At 55.1% G+C, this 18,085-nt stretch carries 19 protein-coding genes; 5 read left to right on the top strand and 14 right to left on the bottom strand.

Going from position 1 to position 18,085, the window contains the following annotated elements; translation table 11 throughout:
• Position 1 precedes the first annotated feature (1 nt).
• The 5 genes from GX466_02170 to GX466_02150 form a co-directional block, all read right to left on the bottom strand.
• Positions 2-1,723: a DNA primase gene (locus tag GX466_02170; GenBank protein NLH93015.1), complete on the bottom strand. Its 1,722-nt coding sequence runs from the start codon at positions 1,721-1,723 to the stop codon at positions 2-4.
• The gene (locus GX466_02165) at positions 1,724-4,072 is read right to left on the bottom strand and encodes an endonuclease MutS2 (protein NLH93014.1); all 2,349 of its coding nucleotides are present in this window, start codon (positions 4,070-4,072) and stop codon (positions 1,724-1,726) included.
• Complete coding sequence (locus GX466_02160) at positions 4,069-4,614, bottom strand: CvpA family protein (protein NLH93013.1); 546 nt, start codon at positions 4,612-4,614, stop codon at positions 4,069-4,071. Before GX466_02160 ends, GX466_02165 begins: the two co-directional genes overlap by 4 nt.
• A 94-nt stretch (positions 4,615-4,708) precedes the next feature.
• The gene (gene rpsU / locus GX466_02155) at positions 4,709-4,915 is read right to left on the bottom strand and encodes a 30S ribosomal protein S21 (protein ID NLH93012.1); all 207 of its coding nucleotides are present in this window, start codon (positions 4,913-4,915) and stop codon (positions 4,709-4,711) included.
• Positions 4,887-5,360 carry a hypothetical protein gene (locus GX466_02150; GenBank protein NLH93011.1) on the bottom strand — a complete coding sequence of 158 codons (474 nt, stop codon included), beginning with the start codon at positions 5,358-5,360 and terminating at the stop codon, positions 4,887-4,889. The genes rpsU and GX466_02150 overlap by 29 nt, the downstream gene beginning before the upstream one ends.
• A gap of 270 nt (positions 5,361-5,630) precedes the next feature.
• On the opposite strand from GX466_02150, the gene GX466_02145 reads away from it, so the two are divergent.
• From GX466_02145 to GX466_02130, 4 genes are read left to right on the top strand one after another with little or no spacing between them, the layout of a single operon-like run.
• Entirely contained in the window at positions 5,631-6,113 is a 483-nt protein-coding gene (locus GX466_02145; protein ID NLH93010.1) for an adenosine monophosphate-protein transferase, read from the top strand.
• Positions 6,114-6,665, top strand: coding sequence for an RNA 2',3'-cyclic phosphodiesterase (thpR, locus tag GX466_02140; GenBank protein ID NLH93009.1), 552 nt, complete (start codon positions 6,114-6,116; stop codon positions 6,663-6,665).
• Between the two features lie 16 nt (positions 6,666-6,681).
• The gene (gene recA, locus GX466_02135) at positions 6,682-7,731 is read left to right on the top strand and encodes a recombinase RecA (protein NLH93008.1); all 1,050 of its coding nucleotides are present in this window, start codon (positions 6,682-6,684) and stop codon (positions 7,729-7,731) included.
• Complete coding sequence (locus tag GX466_02130; GenBank protein NLH93007.1) at positions 7,703-8,311, top strand: regulatory protein RecX; 609 nt, start codon at positions 7,703-7,705, stop codon at positions 8,309-8,311. Before recA ends, GX466_02130 begins: the two co-directional genes overlap by 29 nt.
• Before the next feature lie 47 nt (positions 8,312-8,358).
• On the opposite strand, the gene GX466_02125 is transcribed toward GX466_02130, so the two are convergent.
• On the bottom strand, positions 8,359-9,006 hold the full coding sequence (locus GX466_02125; GenBank protein ID NLH93006.1) for an endonuclease III: 648 nt from the start codon (positions 9,004-9,006) through the stop codon (positions 8,359-8,361).
• 96 nt (positions 9,007-9,102) lie between these two features.
• On the opposite strand from GX466_02125, the gene GX466_02120 reads away from it, so the two are divergent.
• Positions 9,103-9,768 (top strand): SOS response-associated peptidase, encoded by a 666-nt coding sequence (locus tag GX466_02120; GenBank protein ID NLH93005.1) that lies wholly within the window; start codon positions 9,103-9,105, stop codon positions 9,766-9,768.
• A gap of 3 nt (positions 9,769-9,771) precedes the next feature.
• On the opposite strand, the gene GX466_02115 is transcribed toward GX466_02120, so the two are convergent.
• From GX466_02115 to GX466_02080, 8 genes are all read right to left on the bottom strand, one after another.
• Positions 9,772-11,043, bottom strand: coding sequence for an ArsB/NhaD family transporter (locus GX466_02115; GenBank protein NLH93004.1), 1,272 nt, complete (start codon positions 11,041-11,043; stop codon positions 9,772-9,774).
• Between the two features lie 14 nt (positions 11,044-11,057).
• Entirely contained in the window at positions 11,058-11,966 is a 909-nt protein-coding gene (locus GX466_02110) for a PTS transporter subunit EIIA (GenBank protein ID NLH93003.1), read from the bottom strand.
• A gap of 411 nt (positions 11,967-12,377) precedes the next feature.
• Entirely contained in the window at positions 12,378-13,043 is a 666-nt protein-coding gene (gene phoU, locus GX466_02105) for a phosphate signaling complex protein PhoU (GenBank protein ID NLH93002.1), read from the bottom strand.
• 13 nt (positions 13,044-13,056) lie between these two features.
• On the bottom strand, positions 13,057-13,815 hold the full coding sequence (pstB, locus tag GX466_02100) for a phosphate ABC transporter ATP-binding protein (GenBank protein ID NLH93001.1): 759 nt from the start codon (positions 13,813-13,815) through the stop codon (positions 13,057-13,059).
• A complete protein-coding gene (pstA, locus tag GX466_02095) occupies positions 13,809-14,663 on the bottom strand; it encodes a phosphate ABC transporter permease PstA (GenBank protein ID NLH93000.1) in 855 nt (284 codons plus the stop codon). Before pstA ends, pstB begins: the two co-directional genes overlap by 7 nt.
• On the bottom strand, positions 14,660-15,529 hold the full coding sequence (gene pstC, locus GX466_02090; GenBank protein ID NLH92999.1) for a phosphate ABC transporter permease subunit PstC: 870 nt from the start codon (positions 15,527-15,529) through the stop codon (positions 14,660-14,662). Before pstC ends, pstA begins: the two co-directional genes overlap by 4 nt.
• A gap of 73 nt (positions 15,530-15,602) precedes the next feature.
• Positions 15,603-16,415, bottom strand: coding sequence for a PstS family phosphate ABC transporter substrate-binding protein (locus GX466_02085; GenBank protein ID NLH92998.1), 813 nt, complete (start codon positions 16,413-16,415; stop codon positions 15,603-15,605).
• Positions 16,416-16,426: 11 nt separating this feature from the next.
• Positions 16,427-17,560, bottom strand: a complete 1,134-nt coding sequence (locus tag GX466_02080; protein ID NLH92997.1) for a hypothetical protein — start codon at positions 17,558-17,560, stop codon at positions 16,427-16,429.
• Between the last annotated feature and the right edge of the window lie 525 nt (positions 17,561-18,085).

The raw sequence follows: 18,085 nt of genomic DNA, 5'->3' as shown, positions 1-18,085 counted from the left end.
CTCAGGTGAGAAGGCCACGCACCACTTTTTTCGTGAGGCGGTTGAAGGCTTGGGAGAGCTTTTTCTTCTCTTCGAGGAGAGAAAGGTTGTCCGGCTCAGCCTGGATTTTGCGGTCAAGCTCCAGCATATCGCGCTGAAGTTTGCGCATTTGCACCTGGTTCAGGACGTCGCTGAAGCTCATTTCCTGCAGGTCAGCGAAGAGAAAGTCTGCCAAGAGGTCCCTTAAATCCTTGTTTTCAATGTTATCCAAAAGACGGGCGGGCTCTTCAATGGCTTCCCGGTCAGCATGTGCGGCCAGATATTTGAAGAGCTCGCGGTATGATCTATTCACAAAATAATCCGGAGTGAGGGTTTCGGCAAGTAAATTGAACGAATCTGCGGATTGGAGGGCGAGGATGAGCAGGTGGCGCTCCTCGGCGTTTTCCTCGAGGACGGGCACAGTGTAGAGCCGGGCGGGCTCTTCGGGGGGAGCGGTGGTGCGGCGCAGCTTGGAGAAAACGGCGCGGGCGGAAATGCCGAAGGATTCAGCTATTTCGCGGGCCAGAAGTTCGCGGCGGACGGGATCCCTGAGGGCGCGGACGGCGTCCAGGATAGTGTCGATGCGTTCTCCGGCTGGCGTTTTGGAGGGGGTTTCAGCCAGGAAGCTGATCACGCTTCGGGAGGCGGCAATCCTTTCCCGGAGGGCTTCGGGGCCTTCTTCGAGGATGAAGCTGTCCGGATCGTGCTCTTCGGGAAGCTCAACGATGAAAGCCTCGAGGCCTTTGGAAAGACAGAGCAGGGCGGCGCGGACGGCGCTCTGGACACCGGCGGCGTCACCGTCGTAAAGCAGATGGGCGCGGGGGGCATAACGCGTTAACAGCCAGACCTGGTCTTCGGTTAGGGCGGTGCCTAGAGAGGCCACGGAATTGAGGAAGCCGGCCTCGTAAAGCCTCAGGAAATCGAAATAGCCTTCGCTGATGAGCACACTTCCGGCTTTGGAAATCTCGTATTTGGTCTTGAAGAGGCCGTAAAGCTCGTGGCCCTTGGTGTAAAGCTCGGTTCCGGCGGTGTTAACGTATTTTCCACCGGGGGCGCCTTCTTCCAAAACGCGTCCGCCAAAGGCGATAACCTCGCCGATGTTGCTATGGATGGGAAACATCAGGCGCCCGCGGAAGAAATCCACGAGGTTCCCTGAGTAGTTTCCGAAGAGGCCGGATTCCTTTAGCAGCGAGACTGAATGGCCTTCCTTGAGGAGGTGGTTGAGCAGAGATTTTTCACTGGCGAGGGAGTAGCCGAGCTCGAGGGATTTTGCAGTTTCGGGGCTGAAAGAGCGTTTTTGGAGGTAATCGAGCACCTTCTGGCCGTGTTTAAAGAGGTTTTCGCAGTAGAAATCCCGGGCGTTGGTGTAAATCTGGAGCAGTTGGTCGCGCTTGGTGGAGACGGTTTTGGTGCGGTCGGAATCCGGAATGGCTATCCCGGCGCGGGCAGCAAGTTTTTTGAAGGCCTCGAAAAAGGTGAGCTTCTCGTATTCCTGCACGAAGGTGAAGACGTTTCCGGCCTTGCCACAGGCGAAGCACTTGAAGATCTGCCGGGCGGGGTTCACGTTCAGGGAGGGGTTGGTGTCCTGGTGAAAGGGGCAGATTCCTCGCCAGTTGGCGCCCGCGCGCTTCAGGGGCAGATAGCCCTGGATAACATTCACGATATCATTGGCGTGGCGGACCTGTTCGATGAGGTTTCTATCCATCTATATTTTCACCAGGGTGACCCCGCTGCCGCCCTCGGAGGGGACTGGCGTGTCGATCGAGACCACCGTTTTTTTTCTTTTCAGATAGTCGCGCACCTTGCCCCTGAGGGCGCCGGTGCCTTTGCCGTGGACGATCCGGAGGCTATGGAGCCCGGCGAGGGTGGCGTTGTCCAAAAACTCGTCTATCAACGGCCGGGCCTCGTCAAAGGTGAGGCCGAGGAGCTTGAGCTCGGTGGCGGCCTTGGGCGTGGCGTGGGTTGTGGCCAGAGGCTGGGTTTCCCGGGTCTCGGGGCAGGCGGGCACTTCGTAAAGGCTGTCCACCGGCACGCGGAAGCTGATGCCGTTCATGTCCACGTTGGCGCTACTGTCACGGATTTCCAGGAGGATGGCTTCGGTTTCAAAACCTGCCAGCCAGACCCGGTCTCCGGGCTTGGGATCGCGGGCCAGGGATTGGTTTTTGGTCCCGGCCGCGGCGAGTTCGTCACGGATGTCCTGCAATTTACCGGAGATTTCATGCAATTTCCTTTCCGAAAGGGCCTTGCGTTCATCCCGGTCAAGCTTGCGGAGCTGTTCCTGTTCCTGCTGGTAAAGCTTTTGCTGGGAGATGAGCTCGCTCTGGAGCTCTTTGATGAACTTCTGCTTGCGCTGTTTCAGCTCTTCCTCGAGCTTGCCCTCTCGGCTTTCCAATTTGTTCAGCTTGTCCTCGAGGTTGCGGGTTTTGAGCTGGTATTCGTAGGAGGCGCGGCCGAGGGCCTTTTTTTCTGCCTGCATCTTCTTCAGGAGTTCGGTGAATTCGAGGTTCTGGCTGCCGCTGAGGCTCTTGGCACGTTCGATGAGCTCCGGGAACAGGCCCAAGGAGGAAGCCACCTCGATGGCGAAGCTGTCGCCGGGAATCCCCGGGGCGAAGCGGAAAGTGGGGGTAAGGCTGTTCAAATCGAACTGCATGGAGGCGTTGAGGCAAGCGGGATGGGTTTCAGCGAAAATCTTGAGGGCGGTATAGTGGGTGGTAACGATGGCCTTGCAGCCGATTTCCGTGAAGCGCTCCAGAATGGCCTGGGCAAGGGCGGAACCCTGCTGGGGGTCGGTGGCGGCACCGATCTCGTCGATGAGCACCAGGCTGTTTGAATCCGCCTGGACAAGCATCCGGCCAATTTTCTGAATGTGCGAACTGAAGGTGGAGAGGGCGTTTTCAATGCTCTGGTCGTCACCGATGTCGGCAAAAACCTGGCTGAAGAGGCCGATTTCGCTGTCATTGCCAGCAGGGATGGGCAGGCCGGAAAGGGCCATCAGGGTCAGCAGTCCGGCGGCTTTCATCAGCACGGTCTTACCGCCGGTATTGGGTCCGCTGAGCAGTACGATTCTGGCTTCATAGCCGAGGGAAAGGTCAAAGGGCACCACATCGGCAGGCTGGCCCAGGCGCAGGATGAGTAGGGGATGGCGGGCCGAGGAGAGCTTCAGGACGGGCTGTTCCAGGATTCGGGGCACTTCGGCTTTCAGGGAGCGGCAGAGCCGGGCGCAGGCATAGCGGAAATCCAGGGCGGCCATCGCCTCCTGATTGGCCAGCAAGACCTTTTCCTGGGCTTTTATCTGGGCTGTGAATTCGCTGAAAATGCGGAAGATTTCACGCTTTTCTTCCTGCCTGAGCAACTGAAGCTCGTTATTGAGCGGCACCACCGACTGGGGCTCGATGAAGAGAGTGGAGCCGCTTCCGCTCTGGCTTTGCACGATGCCGGGCACATGGGGGGCAGCGCTTTCGCGCACGGGGAGGACATAACGGTCGTCGCGTCGGGTTATGAATTTATCCTGGAGATAGCCTACGAGGCGGGGGTCGCCCAGCATTCCCTGCATGGTCTTCATGATCCCGCGCTGAAGCGAAGCCTGGCGTTTTCGGATGCGCGAAAGCTCCGGCGAGGCGGAATCAAGCACCTCGCCCTCGGGATCGAAAATGCGGTCGAAACGCTCGCAAACCCAATCCAGGGCGGAGATTTTCAGCCAGAGGCGGCGCAAGGAGGGAAAGGTTTCCAGGGCGGAGGCAGAGGCGGCTATCCCACTGGCAAGGCGGGCGTTGAGCCAAACGAGATGAAATTCCTCGTAGGCAAAGAGGGAATATTGGGCTTCGCGGAAGAGGGGGCCAAGGTCGGCCAAGTCGCTGAAATCCTTTTCCAGGCCGTGTTTCAAGCATTCCTGAAGCTCGCCCACCAGGCGCAACGAGGCCTCAATGGCCTTTTTATCGGTCAGGGGCGCGAGTCCGGCAGAGAGGTCCTTTCCCAACTGGCTGTGGCAACGGACGGCCACCTGTTCCACCAGCCGGGCGTATTCCAGGTCCGCGTAAAGCTCGGGGGCGTTCATTTTCCGGTCTGGGTCTGGTTGTTGTCCTTTTTGAGCTTCGCCTTGATCTGCTGGAAGCGGTCGCGTTCCTCAAATTTGAGGACGGTGAAGAGGTCTTCCTTGAAGGTGTCCACGGCGACGTAAACCCGATGGCGGGAGCCGTCCTTGAGCGGGGTGGACAGTTTCGGGATGTAGTCCAGCAGCACCATCAGCACGATCACCACCATCAGGCCGTTCAGGAAACCGAAGACCAGGCCCAGGAACTTGTTCAGGCCGGATAGCTTCGTGACCTTGAGGACTTTCTTGAAGATGAGGTTCACGATGCCCACCATCACCGCCACCACCACGATGATGAGCAGCGCGGCAAGCAGGGTGGCTGGAACCAGGCCCAGCCTGAGGTTTTCTATCAGGCCGTTTTTCACCAGGGGAAAAATCTGTCCGATGAGCATAAAGACGGCAATGACGGCGCCGACGCGCACCAGCGTTGACGCCAAACCCTTGCGAAGCCCCTGAAAGGCCGACAGGGCGAGTATGATCAGGATGAGCCAGTCGATGATACCCATGATTTACCTCTTTTTTTATAGAAATAAAAAAGCAAACAGGGACGAATCCCTGTTGCAAACGGTTCATTAGGCAAAATAACGGAAACGCCCGCGGCTACCTCATGTAGCGCTGCATTCTGCGCTGGATCTTGAGCATCTTGCGTTTGGAAGCGTTTTCTTCGCGTTTTTTCTTCACGCTGGGCTTCTCGTAGGCCTGTCTCTTTTTGATCTCAGAAAGGATTGCGGCTTTCTCGCATTTCTTCTTGAACCTTTTCAACAGGTAATCGAAAGACTCATTCTCTTTGGAAACTACTGTCGGCAAACAAATCACCACCTTTTTTTCTAAATTGAGAAGGCAGGATTTTGGAAGGGGGGAATTGTGTCAAGAGGAAAATGAAGGGCTTTCCCGAAAAATCAGCATCTGGAGTGACGACTGACAAAGCGTGGCCCGCCATGAACTGAGCCCCGGCATGCACCAGACACCCTTCAGCGGGGACGGACTTCCCGCGGGGGTCTATCTTTACAGCCGGCAATGCGGTGCTTACAGGGAAACCAAGAAACTGGTGCTGCTGAAATAGGATGGGGTGTCCACGAATTACACGAATTGGGAAAGTGATTAAGTGATGGATTGATGGGTGATAGAGGGAAAAGGAGAAAGAAATAAAAAAGTTGGCCTGGCGTACAGCGAACTTAGTGAGCATGGACGACAGGATGTATTGAGGTAAATCATTAATTGCTGGCGTCGATGCTGCGATCGACGCCAGCATATGGCCAGGCGATATCTGCTGGCCATTAAGGCCCTTTCCCGTGTTCCTGTTTCGCCTCCCGCATGATGCCCGCATTCGATGCGGGGATTGTGCAGGAGGCGTAAGAGAAGGAAGGGCACGAGGGTTCAGGGCCTGACCGACAGGTCATCACGGAAAAAAGCAGTAAGGAACCGGGGTGACAGACAAGGAGAAACGAAACGGGAAATTTAGCTTGACAAGGCTCTGCCCACGGAATATCTTGCCGACATCAGATAAAAAGAGGTTTGCAGCATGGAACTCAGGCTTGAGCAGCTTCAATTTCCCACAGACACCAACATCATTCTGGGTCAAAGCCACTTCATCAAGACCGTGGAAGACCTCTATGAAGCTTTGGTTAACAGCGTTCCCGGCATCAAATTCGGCCTGGCCTTCTGCGAGGCCTCAGGTCCCCGCCTGGTGCGCAAAGAGGGCACGGACAACGAGTTAATCGAATGCGCGGTGGCCAACATGCTGCGCCTGGGCGCGGGGCACAGCTTCCTGATCGTGCTGCGCGACACTTTCCCCGTGAACGTTTTGCCGGCAGTGATAGCCTGCCGCGAGGTGGTGCGGATTTTCTGCGCCACGGCCAATCCGGTGCAGGTGGTGCTGGCCCACAGCGAACAGGGAAACGGCATTTTGGGCGTCATCGACGGTTCCTCGCCCTTGGGAATAGAGCTGGATACCGATATCACCCACCGCAAAAAATTCCTGCGGGACATCGGCTACAAGCGCTGAATGCTTTACCGAACCTTCATCGCCCTGGAAGTTCCAGACAGGCCGCGAGCCTGCCTTGCCGAAAAACTGCGCTGGCTGCGGGGAACGCCCGGCGTGAAGTGGGTCAGGGAAGACAATCTGCATCTGACCTTGCTTTTCCTGGGTGATGTGGACAGCGCCCGAATCCCCGATCTGGCCAGGGTAATGACCGAAGCGGCAGAACGAAGCGCGCCCTTCGAACTGGCGTTGAAAGGACTGGAACTCTTCCCCTGGAAATCGCCGCGGCTCATCTGGGCCAGCCTTGAGGCGCAGGACGACTCCCTTTCCCGCTGGTACAAGCATCTGCTATCTGAAATTCGCACAGAGGGTTTCAAGCCCGACGCCAAGCCGCTGAAGCTACATATCACTCTGGGACGGATCAAATCCACCCTGCCGCCCACGCTGGAACGCGAAATATTGCAAAGCGAGGTGGAACAGAGCAGCTTCACCTATGACAGAATCACCCTCTACCGCAGCGTGCTCAAGCCCGAGGGACCCACCTACCACAGTTTGGAACAATGTATATTAAGATAAACAAAAGGATATGACAATGCAGGACAAAAACAAAGAGACAGCCCTCAAGACCGCGATTTCGCAGCTTGAGAAAAAATACGGCGTGGGCACGCTGATGCGCCTGGGCGACAAGCCTCAGCAGACAGTTGAGGTGATCCCCACCGGGGCTTTCAACCTGGATATCGCCCTCGGCATTGGCGGCATCCCGCGCGGCCGCATCACCGAAATCTACGGCACCGAGGCCAGCGGAAAGACCACCCTCGCGCTGCATATCGCCGCGGAAGCGCAAAAACTGGACGGCGTGGTGGCTTTCATCGACGCCGAACACGCCCTGGATACAGCTTACGCCAAGAATCTGGGCGTGCAGACGGAGGAGCTGTTGCTCTCCCAGCCGGACGGCGGGGAACAGGCTCTGGAAATCTGCGAGACCCTGGTGCGCAGTTCCGCTGTGGACCTGGTGATCGTGGACAGCGTGGCGGCCTTGGTTCCAAAACAGGAAATCGAAGGCGACATGGGTGACAGCCACGTTGGCTTGCAAGCTCGCCTGATGAGCCAGGCGCTGCGCAAACTCACGGCGATTGTCTCCAAATCCAATACCGCGGTCATCTTCATCAACCAGACCCGCATGAAAATCGGCACCATGCCCTTCATGAACCCGGAAACAACCTCCGGCGGCGTAGCGCTGAAGTTCTACTCCTCCGTGCGCCTGGAAGTGCGTTTTGCCGGAGCGATCAAAACCGGCGGAGCTGAAGCCGAGGTGATCGGAGCCAAGACCCGCGTTAAAATCGTGAAAAACAAGCTCGCCCCACCCTTCAAGACAGTGGTTTTCCCCATCATCTTCGGCGAGGGAATCTCCCAACTGGACATCATCATGGATATGGCGGTGGATGCCTGCATCATCAAGAAGAGCGGCTCCTGGTTCGCCTACAAGGACATTAAGCTGGGCCAGGGCGCGGAAAAAACCAAGCAATACCTGAAAGAGACGCCTGAACTGCTGGACGAAATCGAAGACGCCGTGAAACAGAACATCAATCCGGACAAGATCTTTGACAAAACGGATGCGGCTGAGGACAGTTCCGAAGAATAGATACACGGTCCGCGTCGAACTGGACGGAATTTGCAGGGGCACCTTGCCAACGCGGGTACTCCTTCCTCTTTGGCCGGATAATTTCGAGGGCGAAATCGAGCGGGATAAAGCTCAGGAACTGCTAGCCTTGCTCGAAAAACAGGCCTTTTCCACCCTGCTGGACTATCTGGCCAAGGCTGAACACAGCGAATTCCAGTGCAGGAACCTTTTGAAAAGGAAGGAGTTCGAGCCCCGAATCATTGACGCCGCGATACAGCGCTGCCGGGAGCAGAACTTTCTGAGCGACGCCCGCTTCGCGGATGTGCTGATCCGTTCCTACATCGCACGCAAAGCCAGCAAACGCGCCATCATCGCCAAACTACGGGAACAACGCATCCCCAGAGAGATTTGGACAGAACTTCTGGAAGAGCTCTATCCTCGCGAACAGGCCAGCGAAAACATCAGCGAACTGCTAGCCAAATACTGCTCCACACACCGCGGCTTGCCCCGCCAGAAGCTGAGGGGAAAAGCCTTCGGCTATCTTTTCCGCAAGGGTTTTGAGCTCGAGGAAATCCAAAGCGCCTGGGAGGAACTGGCTTAGGCTCTGCCAAAGGCCTGGCGTCAAGCCTTACTACTACATCGTTTAAGCTAAGCCACCCCGACCCGGGCACAATAATTGAAGACTGGGCACTCTGAGCAGCGCGGCTTGCGGGGCGAGCAGAGGTTTTGGCCAAAAGCCACCACGTGGGAATTGTAGGTTAGCCAGTATTTTTCAGGCAGTTTTTTCCGCAGGACCATCTCAGTTTCGAAAGGGGTTTTGGTGCTCACATAGCCCCAGCGGTTGCTGATCCTGTGTACATGCACATCCACACAGATGGCGGGCAGGGAAAATGCCACCGCCCGAACCAGGTTGGCGGTTTTGCGACCCACGCCGGGAAGCTGGAGCAAATCGTCGATCTCGGAGGGAACCTTGCCGCCGAAGCGTTCTTTCAGCACGGCGGGAAGCTGTTTGAGGTGTTTGGTCTTCTCGTTGTGGAAGCCCACCTGCCGGATGAGGGAGTTGAGCCTGTCAGCGCTAATCTTTTCCAGATCGTCAGGACCGCTCACTTCCGCGAAAAGGGCTGCGGAGGCCCTGGCGGTGGTCTCGTCCTTGGTTCTGGCGCTGAGGATGGTCGCCACCAGCACCTTGAAGGGGTCTTTGGTCCGCACCTGGATGAGGTCTACGATGGGGGTCTTCACCCTGTCAAAGTGTTCGGCGAGCGCCTTCATCACGGCATCGATATTGAATTTGGGCATGGTCTTTCCTTTTTTGGCTGTGAATCCGATAAACGTCAAAAAATATGTTGCAGGATTTCCCGGGCTGCCGAATCTGTCAACCAGAAGGAGTTTAGCATGTGCGGAAGATTTGCCCAGGTGATCAAACATGACCAACTGCAAAAGATGGAGAAAGAACTGCGGCTGACCCATCTGGCGGAGCAGGAGGAGCTGAATTTCAACGTGGCGCCCACCCAGACGGTGATGGCCGTTCTGAGCCAGGACGCAGGACGCTATCCGGGATATTTTCGCTGGGGCCTGATTCCCTCCTGGAGCCGGGAACTGCCAAAATTTAACCTGATCAACGCGCGGGCGGATACCATCACATCCAAGCCCTCATTCCGCAACGGGTTACAGCGCCGGCGCTGCCTCATTCCGGCCAATGGTTTCTATGAATGGCGCGTTAGCGACAAGCAGCCTTTCTTCATCCACGCCGTGAACGACGATTTGATTTGGATGGCAGGCATTTACGACGCCTGGAGCGGCCCGGACGGAAGCTTCATTCCCTCCCTGGCCATTATCACCACGGACGCCAATGACGCCATGGCACAAATCCATCACAGGATGCCGGTGCTGCTCTTCGGCGGGGACAGGCTGGCCTGGCTGAACCACCGGCAGAGCGATCCGCTGGACTTCGTTCCGCTGCTCAAACCAGCCCCGGAAGGCGAACTGGCCCTGCGTCCGGTGAGCAAATTCGTGAACCGGGTGGGCAACAACTCAGAGGAGTGCTGGGCTGCCGTCTGAAGCTTAGAAATAGCGGAGCAGGATGTAAACAGTGCAAATCACCAGAGAGCAGAGGGTGAAAACCACGCTGATCTTGGTGAAATCCCAAAATGAGATGTGAAAGCCATTCTGCTTGGCTATCCCCACAGAGACAATATTGGCAGAGGCGCCGATCAGGGTTCCGTTTCCGCCCAGGCAGGTGCCGAGCGAAAGGCACCACCAGATGGGGTCCATCAATGCGGGGTTGTTTATAACCTGACTTATCTGTTTGAGCACGGGGATCATGGTGGCCACGAAAGGAACGTTGTCCACAAAAGCAGAAAATATTCCTGAAAGCCAGAGGATGGCCATTGAGGTGGAGCGGGGATTTCCTCCCGTGGCGCTGATCACTTTGTTGGCGAACATATTGATGAAGCCAGTTTTGACCAGTCCTTCCACGATGATGAAGAGCCCGATGAAGAAAAAGAGGGTAACCCAATCTATTTCCTTTGCCATCACCGGTTCCATATTCCTGCGGTTGCTGATGATCATCAGGGTCAACGCCGCGGTCATGGAAATGCTGGCCGTGCCGATGTGCAGAACTCCGTCCAGAGCCAGGGCCAGGAGCATTAGGCCCAGCACGGTTAGGGAAATCACCAGCGTCCGCTTGTCCTTGATAAGCTTGTCTTCATTGTAGCTCATCAGCTTGGCCCGGTTGGTGAGACTTACGTGAAGTTTTTTGTGGTAAAAAAGATAGATAAGTCCCATGCTGAAGATTACGGAGGCGATGGCAGCCGGGGCGAGGTTGGTCACAAAATCCAGAAAAGTCTTGCCGATGGCGCTTCCCAGAATCACGTTGGGTGGGTCACCCACCATGGTCGAGGCACCTCCCATATTTGAGGCCACGGCCATAGTTATGATGAAGGGCACGGGGGTTATCTCCAGCTCATGGCAGATGAGCATCACCACCGGAACCAGGATCATCACAGCGGTAACGCTGTCCAGAAAAGCCGAGAAAAAAGCAGTGATGGCAAACATCAGCATCATGATGGCCACAGGGTGCCCCCTCACCAGTTTGGCGGTCTTGATAGCCACATACATGAAGACCCCGGTTTTCTTGAGCACGGATATCACCAGCATCATGCCGATAAGAAAGAATATGACGTTCCAGTCAACAGCCTTGAAAGCCTCGCCCTGGGTCAGGATTCCGGTAACGATCAGGAGGAATCCACCGATGAGAGAGGCCAGCATCTTGTTGATCCACTCTGTGATGATGAAGATGTAGGTTACGGCAAAGATGATCAGAGCCGCAAACATGGCAATACCGGGGTTCATGCTTTTGCCACCTTCCTGAAGACGTCCATAGCCGTCACCACGCCCAGCAGTTTGCCATCCTCAACCACGCAGAAATACCTGCGGCCTTCCTTGAGCATGAGGTAAACCGCTTCCACGATGGAGTCGTCCGGCTCCAGCACCTTGTTGTCCTTTTGCATGATTTCGCCAGCGGTGATCTCATCTTCCTTTTCAAAGAGGTTTTCCAGGGGTTCGTATGATTTGAGGAATTTCAAGTCTTCCATCATCATCATCAGATAATCCGGAACTCCCACCTTGAGAATGTCCAGGATGTTGAGTTCGCCCAGATAGGTGTCATCCTTGTCGGTGACGGGCAACATTGAGACCTTGTGTTCGTTGATGAGGCTGTTTGCCAGTCTGAGAACGTCGTCAGGCCCAACGCAGAAGGGATTGCGAATCATGATATCGGCGACGGTCACATCCGTCCCGACCTCGACTTTCGCCTGCTTTAGCCAGTGGATCACGTCATGCCCGTCATGCAGGCCATGCAGGCTTTTCATTGCCTCTTCATCCCTGGAAAGCTTCAGCAGGGCGGCCACGATGTTCAGATAGATCTTGGAGGACGATTTGTCCGTGAAGATGAGCACCACCCAGTTCACCTTTATGCCGTCATAATCCAGGGGATTTTGCAGAAAGGTCATGCCGATCAGGGTGTCCGCGAGTCCTTCAACCCGGATGTGGGGGATGGCAATCCCGCTTGGATAGGCCATTGGTGCTTCCCGCTCGCGTTGCAGGATCGCGTCCAGCATTGGCTGTCCGCATTTGGGGGTGTTGTGGCTTCTTTGGGCGCAAATCCTCTGGATTATCTCCTGATAGACCTGCTCCCGGGGCAGGACACGCTGCTCGAACGCGATGGCCCGGGCATCGAGGAAATCCGCTAAAAACATTATTTTACCTCTGAAAAGTGATTTAATATGTGCAGTTTTTTGCCGCGGGCAAATCCAGTCAATGTTTTTTATGGCTCTCTTTCAAACCAGGTGGGAAAAGCCCAAGGCACTGCTTTCCGGTCGAGCTTTCGCGCCCACCTGGCCTGAAAAAGAACTATGAAGAAATGCTTACCCACTGTCAAGTCCTGTCGGCTACACCCTTAGCGCCTTATATCATCCTCCTCCCATGCCTCCCGTATAATACTCGCATCAAGTGCGGGCATTATGCGGGAGGCACAAACGGGACACAGGAAAAGGCCTTAACGGCCAATCAGCATAGATTCGCCGTTCAGCGGGGATTGATTAGTGTCGCCCTCCGGGCTGGAAACACCGGGTTTTATCCACTCGGTTTGAAAGGGAGCTTTTTTGTGCTTATTCGGGGTTGTCTTCCTCACCCTGCTGGTGCTTGATCACTTTTCCGACGGCCAGATAGACGGTGTTCTCGGCCACATTGGTGGAAAGATCCGCGATGCGTTCCAGGTTTCTGGCGACGCGCAGCAGATGCAGGCAGGATTCTGTGAGGGGCGTGTCCTGCTTGATCAGGTCCACCAACCGATGGTAAACGGCGCGGTTGAGCTCGTCAACCCGATTGTCGGCTTCGCAAATGGCACTGCAGGCTTCCGCGTTTTCCGTGGCAAAGGCGTCCAGGCTGGCTTTGAGCATGGCAAAAGCCGAATCCCGCATCTGCGCGAGTTCTGAAACTTGGGATACCACTGGTTTTCCCATCAGATGCATCGCGCTTTCGGCGATGTTCACCGCCCGGTCGCCGAGCCGTTCCAAGTCGTTGTTGATCTTGAGGATCATCACGATTTTGCGCAGGTCTTTCGCTTCCGGCTGATAGAGGGCGATGGCTGAGATGCATTTGTTCTCTATCTCCAGATCCATCTGATTCACTTTATCCTCATACCCGATCACGATGTTTAAAAGATCGTTATTATGCGAGTACAGGCCGTCGAGGGCCAGGGAGATCATTTTTTCCACCCAGCCTGCCTCGGTGAGCAGCAGCTGCTTTAATTCCTTAATCTTTGAGTTTAGCATTCTTTCTCCTGGCTTAGCCGAAGACACCGGTGAGGTAGGCTTCGGTGCGTTTGTCCGCGGGTACCGTGAAAACCCGTTCGGTGGGGCCGAATTCCAACAGTTCGCCCAGGTACATGAAAGCGGTCTGATCCGAAATCCGGCCGGCTTGGGCAACGTTGTGTGTAACTATAAGTATAGTCACATTGTGTTTGAGTTCCAAGCACAATTCTTCGATCTTGGCGGTGGACTGGGGATCAAGCGCCGAAGTGGGTTCATCCAGCATCAACACGTCGGGACGGTTGGCAAGGGCCCGGGCAATGCACAGCCTCTGTTGCTGGCCTCCGGAAAGGCTCATCGCGGAGGAGGATAGCCGGTCTTTCACCTCTTCCCAAAGCCAAGCGGCTTTCAGGCTTTCCTCAACCCTGTTGCTGATCTCTGCCTTGCTGAATCCGCCCTGGATCTGCAAGCCAAAGGCCACGTTGTTGAAGATGCTTTTGGGAAAGGGATTCGGTTTTTGAAAAACCATGCCGATGCGCGACCGAAGCTTGGAAACATCGGCTTTGGGAGCATAGATGTCCGCGTCTCCGAGCAAGGCCCTGCCCTCGATGCGGGTGCCGGGAATGAGGTCGTTCATGCGGTTGAAACACCTCAACAGGGTTGATTTTCCGCAGCCGGAGGGACCGATCATGGCTGTTACCTGATGTTTGTAAACTGGCAGGCTGACGTCGTGCAGAACGTGGTTTTTTCCGAACCAGAGATTGAGGTCCAAACTTTGTAATTGTATATCTACCATTGTCTTTTCCTTCTGATGGACGAACGGATCCAGATGGCCGCCGCGCTGATGGAGATTACCAGCAAAAGAAGCACCAGGGAGGTTCCGTAAGCTATGGGAACCTGCTCCGTGGGATGGGTGCCTTCGGTCATCAGGGCGTAGATGTGATAAGGCAGGGCCATCACTTCGTCGCCCAGGCCTTTCGGCAGTTGACGGGAGTAAAAAGTGGCGGCTGTGAACATGATCGGCGCTGTTTCACCGGCTACGCGGCCGATGCTGATGATGGCGCCGGTTAGAATACTTGGAAGCGCGGTGGGCAAAAGCACGCGGGAAACCGTTTGCCGGGTGGTGGCACCCAAGGCCAGCGAGGCTTCGCGAAAATCCTCTGGAACGCTACGTATGGCCTGTTCCGTATTGTTTATGATCACCGGCAGGGCCAGGATGGCTAGGGTAAGTCCGCCGGAAAGCAGGGAAATGTCGAAACCAAGCAGGTTGGAAAACATTGCCATACCAAAAAGCCCGAAAATGATGGAGGGCGTGCCGGCCAGGGTGTTGATTGCCACCCGCAGGATATTGACCAGCCAAACAGGCTTGCCGTAATTGGTTAGCCAAATGGCGGTGAGAATCCCCAAAGGCAGCGCCACCACCATCGACAGCGCAGTGAGCAGAAAAGTTCCCACCAGGGCTGGATAAATACCTCCGGCTCTCATGGCGTCCCGCGGGGCGGTGAAGAGGAAATCCCAGCTTAGCACTTTGGCTCCTTGGGAAAACATACGCACCAAGAACAGGACCAAAAACAAAGCGGTGAGAACCAGCATCAGTGCCATTATGACTGTGACCAAGCTGTTCATTAGTTTTCGTTTATTCATTTCTTGCCCCTCTTCAGCAGCATGGATTCCGTGATGAGATTGGAAACAAAAGTGATCAGGAAGAGGATGATGGCCAAAGCGAACAGGGACTGGTAATGCAAATCGCCCATCACGGTTTCGCCCATCTCGGCGGCGATGGTTGAGGTGAGGGGACGCACCGGATCAAAGATGGAACTTGGGATGCGGGCCGCCCCGCCAGCCACCATCAGAACCACCATGGTTTCGCCGATGGCGCGTCCAAAACCCATCAGCACACTTCCTGCCAGGCCGTTTTTAGCAGCGGGGATTACAGCTTTGAAAATGGTTTCGGCTCGCGTGGCGCCCAGGGCCAGCGAAGCTTCGCGGAGGTTTTTGGGAACGCTGGACAGCGCGTCTTCGCCCATGCTGCAGATCACAGGCACGATCATTACGCCCAAGATCAGCGAGGCCGTGAACACGTTCAAACCGGTGTCCAGATCAAACCACTCCCGCACCAGGGGAGCGAGAAAGGCCATGCCAAAAAGGCCGTAAACCACGGAGGGGATCCCTGCCAGCAATTCGATCACGGGTTTGGTGATCTCGCGCAGGCGCGGCCCGGCCATCTCTGAGAGGAAAATCGCGGCTCCCAGTCCCAACGGGATGGCTATGATCAGCGAACCCAAGGTCACGACCAGGGACCCGACGATCAGCGCCAGGGCTCCGAATCCCGGTTCCGCGTGGGCGGGATACCAATTGTTGGTGAACAGAAACTCTTTCAGGCCAACGTGTTTGAAAATTGGCAAGCCTTCCCGGAAAAGCCCAAAGATGATTCCCAGCAAACAGGCCACCGTGAACAACGCTGCCGTGTAGGTGATTGTCTGGAAACTCTTTTCCTTAAAAGTCTTCATTTCTTCCTACCTCAAAACGGGAGCCGAAGCTCCCGTGTGAATGGAGGTTTTATTGGTCGTTTTCTCGCCAAAACTATTTAAGAGCGATGAAACCCTGTTCCACCACTATTTTTTGTCCTGCATCGGATTGGATGAAAGCGATGTAGCTGCCCAAATCACCTTTCGCCTTGCCGTTCGTGTACATATAGAGTTTGCGGGCCAGAGGATAGGAGCCGTCCTGCACGGTTTTGGTGTTGGGGGTAATGCTGTTCACTTTTACGGTTTTTATCTCTTCGGTGAGATAGCCAAGGCCGATATAGCCAATCCCGCCGGGAGTGCTGCCCACCGTGGAGGCAACGGCGTTATTGGAGGCCAGCAGTTGCGCGCTGGAAACCACTTTGCTGCCGCCGAGGGCTTTTTCGTTGAAGACTTCGAAGGTGCCGGAAGCCACGTCGCGGGAAATCACGACGATCGGCAGCTTGGGTCCGCCCACTTCGCTCCAGTTCTTGATCTTGCCGTTGTAGATATCACGGATCTGGGCGATGCTGAGGTTGGCCACAGAGTTGCTTTTGTGCACCACGATGGCGATGCCGTCCAGCGCAACGGCGTATGGCGTGGGGTTGATGCCTTTGGATTTGGCCTGTGAGATTTCCTTGGCCTTCATCACGCGGCTGGAATTGGCAATATCAGCAGACCCGTTTTGCAGAGCGGCAATACCCACTCCTGAGCCGCCGCCGCGGATGGAGATATTAACATCAGGATGCTTATCCATATAGGCTTCCGCGGCGGCTTGGGCGATCGGAAGCACTGTGGTGGAACCTGAACAGGTGATTTTACGGGACTTGGCTACGGCAAAAGAAATTGCCAGAAGTAGGATCAGGGCGACAATAATATATTTTTTATTCATTCTATTCTCCTTTAGTTGATTGTGGAAGCGAAGCGCCATTTCAGTTGCAGCATAACGATGTCCGTATCCTTTTTGCCATTGGCGTAGTCGGTGCCGGAAGCATCTTCGTCATAGTCTTTTCTTACATAGTTGAGCTGCGCCTGCAGGGCGGGGCTGCCGCTGTCGTCGGCCATGAAATTGAAGTTCAGGCCTCCTGTCCAGGCGTTCAGCAGGTTTTTCTTCTTACTGTCCGGCATGCGGGTTTCGTCAGAGCGGTCATAGCGTCCCTGGAGATCGATGTCGGCGCCGATCAGGCTTTTCAGCTTTAGGGTGGGAAACACGCTGAAGCAGGTGGCGCTGTAGTCTTTGGCGCTGAAATTCGGGGCGTAGCTTATGTCTTTGTATAGGTATTCGGCCCAGATGTCCAGCGGTCCAAAAGCCGCGCGCAGAATTCCGTCGGCAAGCAACTGGGTGTTGTAGCTGGAGTTTTCGGTGGCGTCAGCCAGTTTGAGTTTTCTCTCGCTGCCGTTGGTCATTACCGAACCCCCTATTGTGAGGCCGGCAGTGGGTACAATGCGCAGGTTGGCCAGGAAAGCCGGGTCGATGTTGTCTTTAAGGTTGGAGCCGTAGTTTTTGTAGCCCTCGCCGTTGTACATGCCCAATTGGTATTCGCCCCAGCCGCCCGGCAGGTAACCGTTCAGGCTGATGCCGTAGTCGGCGGAATTGGCGTACTTGTACTCATCGGTGGGGGCTTTGCCGATCAGGTTGTAGCTCCAGTCGTAAATACTTCCAAAATAAACTTTTTGCAGACCCACGGTGGTGGTCAGGTCAGGGATGGGGATCAGATTGGAAAAATCCAGGTAGGCATATTTCAGCTTCAGCCCAGCCCCGTCCTTGAGGATGTCCGAACTGAAGATATCCACAGTGAAGCGGCCTTTCATGCTTTGGCTGAATTTGGCTTCCATTCCCACATAGCCTCGCTCGAGCGAGAAAAAGTTTTTGGTGATTTCTTTTTTGTAGGCTGTAAGCGAAGTATCGGCGAACACCTTTCCTTGTTCCAGGGTCCAGCGGTTCCACATTTCCCCACTGATCTTAAGCTCCAATGCGCCAAGAAGCGCAGGTAACAGAAATAATCCCACCAGAGTGGCGAGAAGCAGTTTCTTCATCTTTTACTCCTTTGAAGGTTCTGCCCCTATAATACCGGGGGAATGTTAAGATTTTATATGGACGAAGTTAAGATTTATTAACCCATTTGCCCCCGGATTGCCCACGCAATTTGAAATATAGCCAAGTTAAAGATAATCAAATCAAAAATAGCCATTAATGCTAACTCATCACTATATCCTGCCGGCCACGTCCTTAACGCCCGAGGCTATCCCCCTCCCACGCCTCCCGCCTGATCATCGCATCAAGTGCGGCCATTATACGGGAGGCATGTCAGGAACCAGAGAAAAGGCCTTAACGGCCAAACGTTGTCGCCAGAAGAAACGCTGGCGTCGGGCGAGGAAAGTGCCATCGAAGGCAGCAAGGAGTTAAAAACCTGATGGATTCATACCATTTCGCTTGCATAAATACTAGAATTGATTATCCTGTCTCTGTATTCATATCACTGGAGGTAGTGATGAGAAAGATTCAAGTAAGCGACACCTTGCCGGCATCAGAACTCAAACGTCGGATGCTAAGTAGCAAAG

This window comes from Candidatus Cloacimonadota bacterium, assembly GCA_012516855.1.
In the GTDB taxonomy this organism is placed as follows: Bacteria; Cloacimonadota; Cloacimonadia; order Cloacimonadales; family Cloacimonadaceae; genus Syntrophosphaera.
The sequence above is the reverse complement of the archived record's forward strand: the minus strand, read 5'-3'. Positions and strand labels throughout refer to the sequence as shown.

Excerpts from the sequence above, each read along its gene's own strand:
- GX466_02110 (NLH93003.1), bottom strand. The coding sequence starts at position 11,966 with ATGTTTTTAGCGGATTTCCTCGATGCCCGGGCCATCGCGTTCGAGCAG.
- pstA (NLH93000.1), bottom strand. The coding sequence starts at position 14,663 with ATGAATAAACGAAAACTAATGAACAGCTTGGTCACAGTCATAATGGCA.
- phoU (NLH93002.1), bottom strand. The coding sequence starts at position 13,043 with ATGCTAAACTCAAAGATTAAGGAATTAAAGCAGCTGCTGCTCACCGAG.
- pstC (NLH92999.1), bottom strand. The coding sequence starts at position 15,529 with ATGAAGACTTTTAAGGAAAAGAGTTTCCAGACAATCACCTACACGGCA.
- thpR (NLH93009.1), top strand. The coding sequence starts at position 6,114 with ATGCTTTACCGAACCTTCATCGCCCTGGAAGTTCCAGACAGGCCGCGA.
- recA (NLH93008.1), top strand. The coding sequence starts at position 6,682 with ATGCAGGACAAAAACAAAGAGACAGCCCTCAAGACCGCGATTTCGCAG.
- GX466_02120 (NLH93005.1), top strand. The coding sequence starts at position 9,103 with ATGTGCGGAAGATTTGCCCAGGTGATCAAACATGACCAACTGCAAAAG.
- GX466_02150 (NLH93011.1), bottom strand. The coding sequence starts at position 5,360 with ATGCTGGCGTCGATCGCAGCATCGACGCCAGCAATTAATGATTTACCT.
- GX466_02160 (NLH93013.1), bottom strand. The coding sequence starts at position 4,614 with ATGGGTATCATCGACTGGCTCATCCTGATCATACTCGCCCTGTCGGCC.
- GX466_02165 (NLH93014.1), bottom strand. The coding sequence starts at position 4,072 with ATGAACGCCCCCGAGCTTTACGCGGACCTGGAATACGCCCGGCTGGTG.
- GX466_02125 (NLH93006.1), bottom strand. The coding sequence starts at position 9,006 with ATGCCCAAATTCAATATCGATGCCGTGATGAAGGCGCTCGCCGAACAC.
- GX466_02170 (NLH93015.1), bottom strand. The coding sequence starts at position 1,723 with ATGGATAGAAACCTCATCGAACAGGTCCGCCACGCCAATGATATCGTG.
- GX466_02145 (NLH93010.1), top strand. The coding sequence starts at position 5,631 with ATGGAACTCAGGCTTGAGCAGCTTCAATTTCCCACAGACACCAACATC.
- GX466_02085 (NLH92998.1), bottom strand. The coding sequence starts at position 16,415 with ATGAATAAAAAATATATTATTGTCGCCCTGATCCTACTTCTGGCAATT.
- GX466_02130 (NLH93007.1), top strand. The coding sequence starts at position 7,703 with ATGCGGCTGAGGACAGTTCCGAAGAATAGATACACGGTCCGCGTCGAA.
- GX466_02115 (NLH93004.1), bottom strand. The coding sequence starts at position 11,043 with ATGTTTGCGGCTCTGATCATCTTTGCCGTAACCTACATCTTCATCATC.
- pstB (NLH93001.1), bottom strand. The coding sequence starts at position 13,815 with ATGGTAGATATACAATTACAAAGTTTGGACCTCAATCTCTGGTTCGGA.
- GX466_02080 (NLH92997.1), bottom strand. The coding sequence starts at position 17,560 with ATGAAGAAACTGCTTCTCGCCACTCTGGTGGGATTATTTCTGTTACCT.